This window comes from Streptomyces achromogenes subsp. achromogenes (assembly GCF_000720835.1).
Classification (GTDB): Bacteria; Actinomycetota; Actinomycetes; order Streptomycetales; family Streptomycetaceae; genus Streptomyces; species Streptomyces achromogenes.
On record NZ_JODT01000023.1, the window covers coordinates 134,543 to 140,914 of the forward strand.

Here is a 6,372-nt window from a genome sequence, read left to right on the forward strand (position 1 = left end):
CACGCCCGGCCCGCCCCGTGCTCGCCGCATGCCCCTCCCCTTGCCCACGGCCACCGCCGGGCCCGCTCGGGGCGGCCGGTAAAGTGGCGGGGTCGTCACACCCGTACGGGGGAAAGCCGGTGCAATTCCGGCGGTGTCTTCGCCGCGTCACCGGCTTGGCCGGAGCGGGCGGGAACGCCCCGCCGGGTCGTTGACGGCTCGCGTGCGCCGGTGGTCCGCCGCGCACGGCACCGTCGAGGTTGACGGAGCCGAGCCGCCCGGGGTGTCACCCGCGCGCTGCCCGGCTCCCCGCAGGAGAGGCAGTCGCCGACCATGAACGTCCGCCGCAGTGCCGCGGCTCTCGCCGCCGTAGGCGTGCTGGCCGCCGCCGCGCCCGCCACGGCCGCCGACCCGTCCCCGTCCGCCAAGGCCACGGTTTCCTCCGGGCTGTACGGCAAGGGCGACCCGACGTACGACGGCGTGTGGCGGCAGTCGCTGACGCTGGTCGCGCAGCGGACCCTCGGCTACAAGCCGGCCCCCGCCGCCGTGGACTGGCTCACCGGCCAGCAGTGCGCGGACGGCGCCTTCGCCGCCTTCCGGGCCGCCCCGGACAAGCCCTGCGACGGCAAGCTGAAGCGGGACACCAACAGCACGGCCGCCGCCGTCCAGGCCCTCGCCGCGACCGGCGGGCACGGCGCCGTGGTGGAGAAGGCCGTGCACTGGCTGAAGTCCGTCCAGAACGAGGACGGCGGCTGGAGCTACTACCCGGGCGACCCCAGCGACACCAACTCCACCTCCGTCGTCATCGGCGCCCTCGCCGCCGCCGGCGCCGACCCGGCGTCCGTCCGCAGGTCCGGCAAGTCCGCGTACGACGCCCTGCCCGCCTGGTCCATCCCCTGCGACCAGGACGGCGGCGGCGCCCTCGCCTTCCAGCCGGACAAGAAGGGCGACCTGCTGCCGAACGCCGACGCCACCGCGGCCGGTCTGCTGGGCGCGCTCGGCAAGGGCTTCGTGGCCCGCGCCGGCCAGGCCCCCGCCAAGGACACCTGTGTGAAGGGCACCTCCCGCACCCAGGTCGCCGACAACGCGGGCGCCTACCTCGCGGCGGCCGTCGGCAAGACCGGGCACCTGGAGTCCACCCTGCCCGGCGCCAAGGCCCAGCCGGACTTCGGCAACACCGCGGACGCCGTCGTCGCGCTCGCCGCGAACGGCCGCGTCGAACCGGCCCGCAAGGCCTACGCCTGGCTGGAGAAGAACGCCAGCCCGTGGGCGGAGCAGAGCGGTCCCGCCGCCTACGCCCAGCTGATCCTGGCCGCCCACGCCCTCGGTGAGCAGCCGGGCGACTTCAACGGCACCAGCCTGGTCAGCGCCCTCAACTCGCAGGGCCCGGCCCCGCAGATGGACACCTCCGGTCAGCAGCACGAGGAGGAGAAGAAGGAGTCCCGGAACTGGGGCTGGTGGATCTTCGGCGTGTGCCTCGTCGCCAGCATCGGGGTCGGCTTCCTGCTCAGCGGCCGGAAGAAGCGGCAGCCGTGACCGCCGTCCGCCGTGCCGCGCCGGTGCTCGTCGCCGCGCTGCTCCTCCTCGCCTGCGCCGGGCGGGCCGGTGCGACCGGCTACCGCTACTGGTCCTTCTGGGAGCGCACCGGCGGCCACTGGACGTACGCGACGCAGGGCCCGGCCTCCGTCCGGCCCGACGACGGTGCGGTGCAGGGGTTCCGGTTCACCGTGGGCGCGGACGCCGCGGACGCCGGCCGGCCGCGCGGTACGGCGGACTTCGACACGATCTGCGCGGACACCCCGGCGAAGTCCGGGGCCAAGCGGGTGGCCCTGGTCCTCGACTTCGGCACGCCCGCGGACGCGCCGTCCGGCGAGACCCCGCCGGGGGGCCGGACCGTGTGCGCGCGGGTGCCGTCCGACGCGTCCACCGCGGACGCCCTCGCCGCGGTGGCGGGGCCGCTGCGCTACGACACCAACGCCCTGCTGTGCGCCATCGCGGGCTACCCGCACAAGGGCTGCGGCGAGCAGGTCTCCACGGACCAGGAGCCCACCACCGCCACCGCCGAACCCGACTCCTCCGGGTCCGGCTCCGGGCCGTCCCTGGGCCTGCCGATCGGCGCGGGCGTGGTGGCCCTGCTGGCGGGCGCGGCGATATGGCAGTCCCGACGGCGGCGCGATGCGTCCGGGTGACCCCGGCCCGTCCCGCGACCGCGGCAACTCCGTGGCCGCTCGCGCGGTTCCCCGCACCCCCGGGGAGTCGCAGCCCCGTGCGCCGGAAACCACCCCCACCCGGTTCCGCCCCACCCTCCACCCCGGTGCCTGGTGGCTCTGGGCGATATCCCTCGGCGTGGCCGCGACCCGTACCACCAACCCCCTCCTCCTGGCCCTCCTCCTCGCGGCCTCCGGGTACGTCGTGGCGACGCACCGCTCCCCCGCCCCCTGGGCCCGCTCGTACACCGCGTTCGTGCGCCTCGCCCTCGCCGTGCTGCTGATCCGCGTCCTGTTCGCGGTGGCGCTCGGCTCCCCCATCCCCGGCACGCACACCCTCCTCACCCTCCCCGAAGTCCCCCTGCCCCACTGGGCGCAGGGCATCCGGCTCGGCGGCCGGGTGACCGCCGAGGCCGTGCTCTTCGCCGCCTACGACGGCCTGAAGCTCGCCACCCTGCTGGTCTGCGTCGGCGCCGCGAACGCCCTCGCCAGCCCCACCCGCCTGCTCAAGTCGCTGCCGGGCGCGCTGTACGAGACGGGCGTGGCCGTGGTCGTCGCGCTCACCTTCGCCCCGCACCTGATCGCGGACGTCCGCCGGCTGCGCGCCGCCCGCCGCCTGCGCGGCCGTCCCGACCGGGGGCTACGGGGCCTGCTCCAGGTCGGTCTGCCGGTGCTGGAGGGCGCGCTGGAGCGCTCGGTCGCGCTCGCCGCCGCGATGGAGGCCCGCGGCTACGGCCGTACCGCCGAGGTTCCCGCCCGCGTCCGCCGTACCACCGCCGCCCTCACCCTCGGCGGCCTGCTCGGCGTCTGCGCGGGCACGTACGGACTGCTGACCGCCGAAGGCGGCACCTACGGGCTTCCCGTACTGCTCGCCGGAGTCCTCGCCGCGCTCGCCGGACTGCGGCTGGGCGGCCGGCGTTCCCCGCGCACCCGGTACCGCCCCGACCGCTGGGGCGTGCACGCCTGGCTGGTCACCGGCTCCGGCGCCGCCGTGGCCGCGCTGCTGACGCTGGCCTCGGTCCGCGATCCCGGGGCCCTGCACCCCGGGGTCGTCCCGCTGGTCGCCCCCACCCTTCCGCTGTGGCCCGCCGCGGCCGTCCTGCTCGCCCTGCTGCCCGCCTTCGCCGTCCCCAGGGAGCCGTCGTGATCCGCTTCGAGGATGTCAGCGTGACGTACGAGGGCGCCGCCGGACCCACCGTCGCCGGCGTCGACTTCGAGGTGCCGGAGGGCGAACTCGTGCTGCTCGCCGGTCCGTCCGGGGTCGGCAAGTCCACCGTGCTGGGCGCGGTCAGCGGACTGGTCCCGCACTTCACCGGCGGCACCCTGCGCGGACGCGTCACGGTGGCCGGCCGGGACACCCGTACCCACCAGCCGCGCGAACTCGCCGACGTGGTGGGCACGGTGGGCCAGGATCCGCTCGCGCACTTCGTGACCGACACGGTGGAGGACGAACTCGCCTACGGCATGGAGTCCCTGGGGCTCGCCCCGGCGGTGATGCGGCGCCGGGTGGAGGAGACCCTGGACCTGCTGGGCCTGGCCGCCCTGCGCAGCCGTCCCATCGCCACCCTCTCCGGCGGACAGCGGCAGCGGGTCGCCATCGGCTCGGTCCTCACCCCGCACCCCCGGGTGCTGGTCCTGGACGAGCCGACCTCCGCGCTCGACCCGGCGGCGGCGGAGGAGGTGCTGGCCGTCCTCCAGCGCCTGGTGCACGATCTCGGCACGACGATCCTCATGGCCGAGCACCGCCTGGAACGAGTGATCCAATACGCCGACCGCATGGTCCTCCTGCCCGCCCCCGGCGCCACCCCCCTCACCGGCACCCCGTCCGAGATCATGGCCGTCTCCCCGGTCCACCCCCCGGTCATCGCCCTGGGCCGCCTGGCCGACTGGACCCCCCTCCCCCTGACGATCCGGGACGCCCGCCGCCAGGCCGCTCCCCTACGGGCCCGCCTGGCCGACAGTCCTTCGCGCCGGGACTCGCCGACGCCGGTGAGCGACCCCACCCCCGCCCCCCGGCAGCACCGGTTCCGCTCCCGCTTCCGCCGCACCGCCCCCACCCCGGCCCCTCACCACCCGCACCTGGCCGAGGTCCACTCCCTCTCCCTCCGCCGGGACACCACCCAAGCCCTGCGCCACATAGACCTGACCATCTCCCAGGGCGAGACCATCGCCCTCATGGGCCGCAACGGCGCCGGCAAGTCCACCCTGCTCAACACCCTCGTCGGCCTGCTCACCCCCACCACCGGCACGGTCACCGTCGGCGGCCTCACCCCCCACCGCACCCCGCCCCCGACCCTGATCCGCCAGGTGGGCCTGGTCCCCCAGGACCCCCGGGACCTGCTGTACGCCGACACGGTCGCGGCGGAGTGCGCCGCCGCCGACAAGGACGCGGAGGCCGCCCCCGGCACCTGCCGCGCCCTCGTCTCCGAGCTGCTCCCGGACATCTCCGACGACATCCACCCCCGCGACCTCTCCGAGGGCCAGCGCCTGGCGCTCGCGCTGGCCGTGGTGCTCACCGCACGTCCGCCCCTGCTCCTGCTGGACGAGCCGACCCGCGGCCTGGACTACGCGGCCAAGGCCCGCCTGGTCTCCGTACTGCGCTCACTGGCCGCCGAGGGGCACGCGATCGTGCTGGCGACGCACGACGTGGAGCTGGCCGCCGAGCTGGCGCACCGCGTGGTGCTGCTGGCCGAGGGCGAGGTGATCGCCGACGGCCCGATGGCGGAGATCGTCGTCTCCTCCCCCTCCTTCGCACCGCAGGTGACGAAGATCCTGGCCCCCCAGCGCTGGCTGACCGTCGCCGAGGTCCGCGAGGCCCTGAAATGAGCCGTACCCGTCTGCACGCCGTCCGTCTGGGCCCCCGTTCCCTCGCCGCCCTCGCCCTCACCGGCGCCGTCGGCCTGGTCGCCTTCTGCTGGCCCTTCCTCGCCCCGCCCCGCTCGCAGCTGAGCGCCCACGCCCAGGACGCCCCCTGGCTCTTCGCGGGCCTGCTCGTCCTGCTGGTCGCGGTGGTCGCGGCGACGATCTCGGAGTCCGATCTCGGCCCGAAGGCGGTGGCGATGCTGGGCGTGCTGGCCGCCACGGGCGCGGCGCTGCGGCCGATCGGCGCCGGTACGGCGGGCCTGGAGCCGATGTTCTTCCTGATGGTGCTGAGCGGCCGGGTGCTCGGCCCGGGCTTCGGCTTCACCCTGGGCTCGGTGACGATGTTCGCGTCCGCCCTGCTCACGGGCGGGGTCGGGCCGTGGCTGCCGTTCCAGATGCTGGCGATGGGCTGGTTCACGATGGGCGCCGGGCTGCTCCCGGGCCCGGTCCGGCTGCGCGGCCGGGCCGAGCTGCTGCTGCTCGCGGTCTACGGCTTCCTGGCCGCGTTCGCCTACGGCACGGTGATGAACCTCGCCGGGTGGCCCTTCATGGGCGGCGGGGCCTCGGGCATCTCGTTCGTCGCCGGGGATCCGGTGGCCGCGAACCTGGCCCGTTTCGTCGCGTACTGCACGGCCACGTCCCTCGGCTGGGACCTGGGCCGGGCCCTGTGCACGGTCGTCCTGACCCTGGCGCTCGGTCCGGCGGTACTGCGGGCGCTGCGCCGGGCCACCCGGCGTGCCGCCTTCGAGACCGCGGTCACATTCGACGGCCCCGGACAGTGACCCGGCGCGCGGGTCCGGGCGCGTGGCGTGAGCGAGTCGGTGAAGGACCCCGGCGCCGACGCATGCCGGCCACACCACGTGGCCCACCCCATGCGGGCGAACCCCTCATCCCCGACGCAAGAGGTACTCCGTGACCGTCTCCATCATCCGCCGCATCACCTCCCCGAAGAAGGTCCTCACCACCGCCGCCGTGGCCGCCGCCACCGCCGGCATGGCGCTCACCGCCGCTCCGGCTCACGCCGCCCCGGCCCAGGCCTCCTCCGCCCAGGCGATCGCGCACAAGATGATCCCGGACGCCGCGCAGTTCAACGCCTTCAGCAAGATCGTCTCCCACGAGAGCGGCTGGAACCCCCACGCCACCAACAGCTCCTCCGGCGCCTACGGCCTCGTCCAGGCCCTCCCGGCCTCCAAGATGGCCTCCGCCGGCGCCGACTGGAAGAACAACCCGGCCACCCAGATCAAGTGGGGCCTGGACTACATGAACTCCCGCTACGGCAGCCCCGTCAAGGCCTGGAACTTCTGGCAGGCCAACGGCTGGTACT

At 75.5% G+C, this 6,372-nt stretch carries 6 protein-coding genes; all 6 read left to right on the forward strand.

Annotated elements, in window-relative coordinates:
* Positions 1 to 312: 312 nt before the first annotated feature.
* On the forward strand, positions 313 to 1,515 hold the full coding sequence (locus tag IH25_RS0124130; protein WP_030614270.1) for a prenyltransferase/squalene oxidase repeat-containing protein: 1,203 nt from the start codon (positions 313 to 315) through the stop codon (positions 1,513 to 1,515).
* A complete protein-coding gene (locus IH25_RS0124135; RefSeq protein WP_030614273.1) occupies positions 1,512 to 2,168 on the forward strand; it encodes an SCO2322 family protein in 657 nt (218 codons plus the stop codon). Before IH25_RS0124130 ends, IH25_RS0124135 begins: the two co-directional genes overlap by 4 nt.
* A complete protein-coding gene (locus tag IH25_RS0124140) occupies positions 2,155 to 3,333 on the forward strand; it encodes an energy-coupling factor transporter transmembrane component T (RefSeq protein WP_245172869.1) in 1,179 nt (392 codons plus the stop codon). Before IH25_RS0124135 ends, IH25_RS0124140 begins: the two co-directional genes overlap by 14 nt.
* A complete protein-coding gene (locus IH25_RS0124145) occupies positions 3,330 to 5,012 on the forward strand; it encodes an ABC transporter ATP-binding protein (protein WP_030614277.1) in 1,683 nt (560 codons plus the stop codon). Before IH25_RS0124140 ends, IH25_RS0124145 begins: the two co-directional genes overlap by 4 nt.
* On the forward strand, positions 5,009 to 5,830 hold the full coding sequence (locus tag IH25_RS0124150) for an ECF transporter S component (RefSeq protein ID WP_030614279.1): 822 nt from the start codon (positions 5,009 to 5,011) through the stop codon (positions 5,828 to 5,830). Before IH25_RS0124145 ends, IH25_RS0124150 begins: the two co-directional genes overlap by 4 nt.
* Positions 5,831 to 5,960: 130 nt before the next feature.
* On the forward strand, positions 5,961 to 6,372 hold a 412-nt coding region (locus tag IH25_RS0124155), incomplete at its 3' end, for a lytic transglycosylase domain-containing protein (protein ID WP_030614282.1).

What these genes read in the sequence shown, in the direction of transcription:
- IH25_RS0124130 (WP_030614270.1), top strand. Translation starts at nt 313, where the DNA reads ATGAACGTCCGCCGCAGTGCCGCGGCTCTCGCCGCCGTAGGCGTGCTG.
- IH25_RS0124150 (WP_030614279.1), top strand. Translation starts at nt 5,009, where the DNA reads ATGAGCCGTACCCGTCTGCACGCCGTCCGTCTGGGCCCCCGTTCCCTC.
- IH25_RS0124140 (WP_245172869.1), top strand. Translation starts at nt 2,155, where the DNA reads ATGCGTCCGGGTGACCCCGGCCCGTCCCGCGACCGCGGCAACTCCGTG.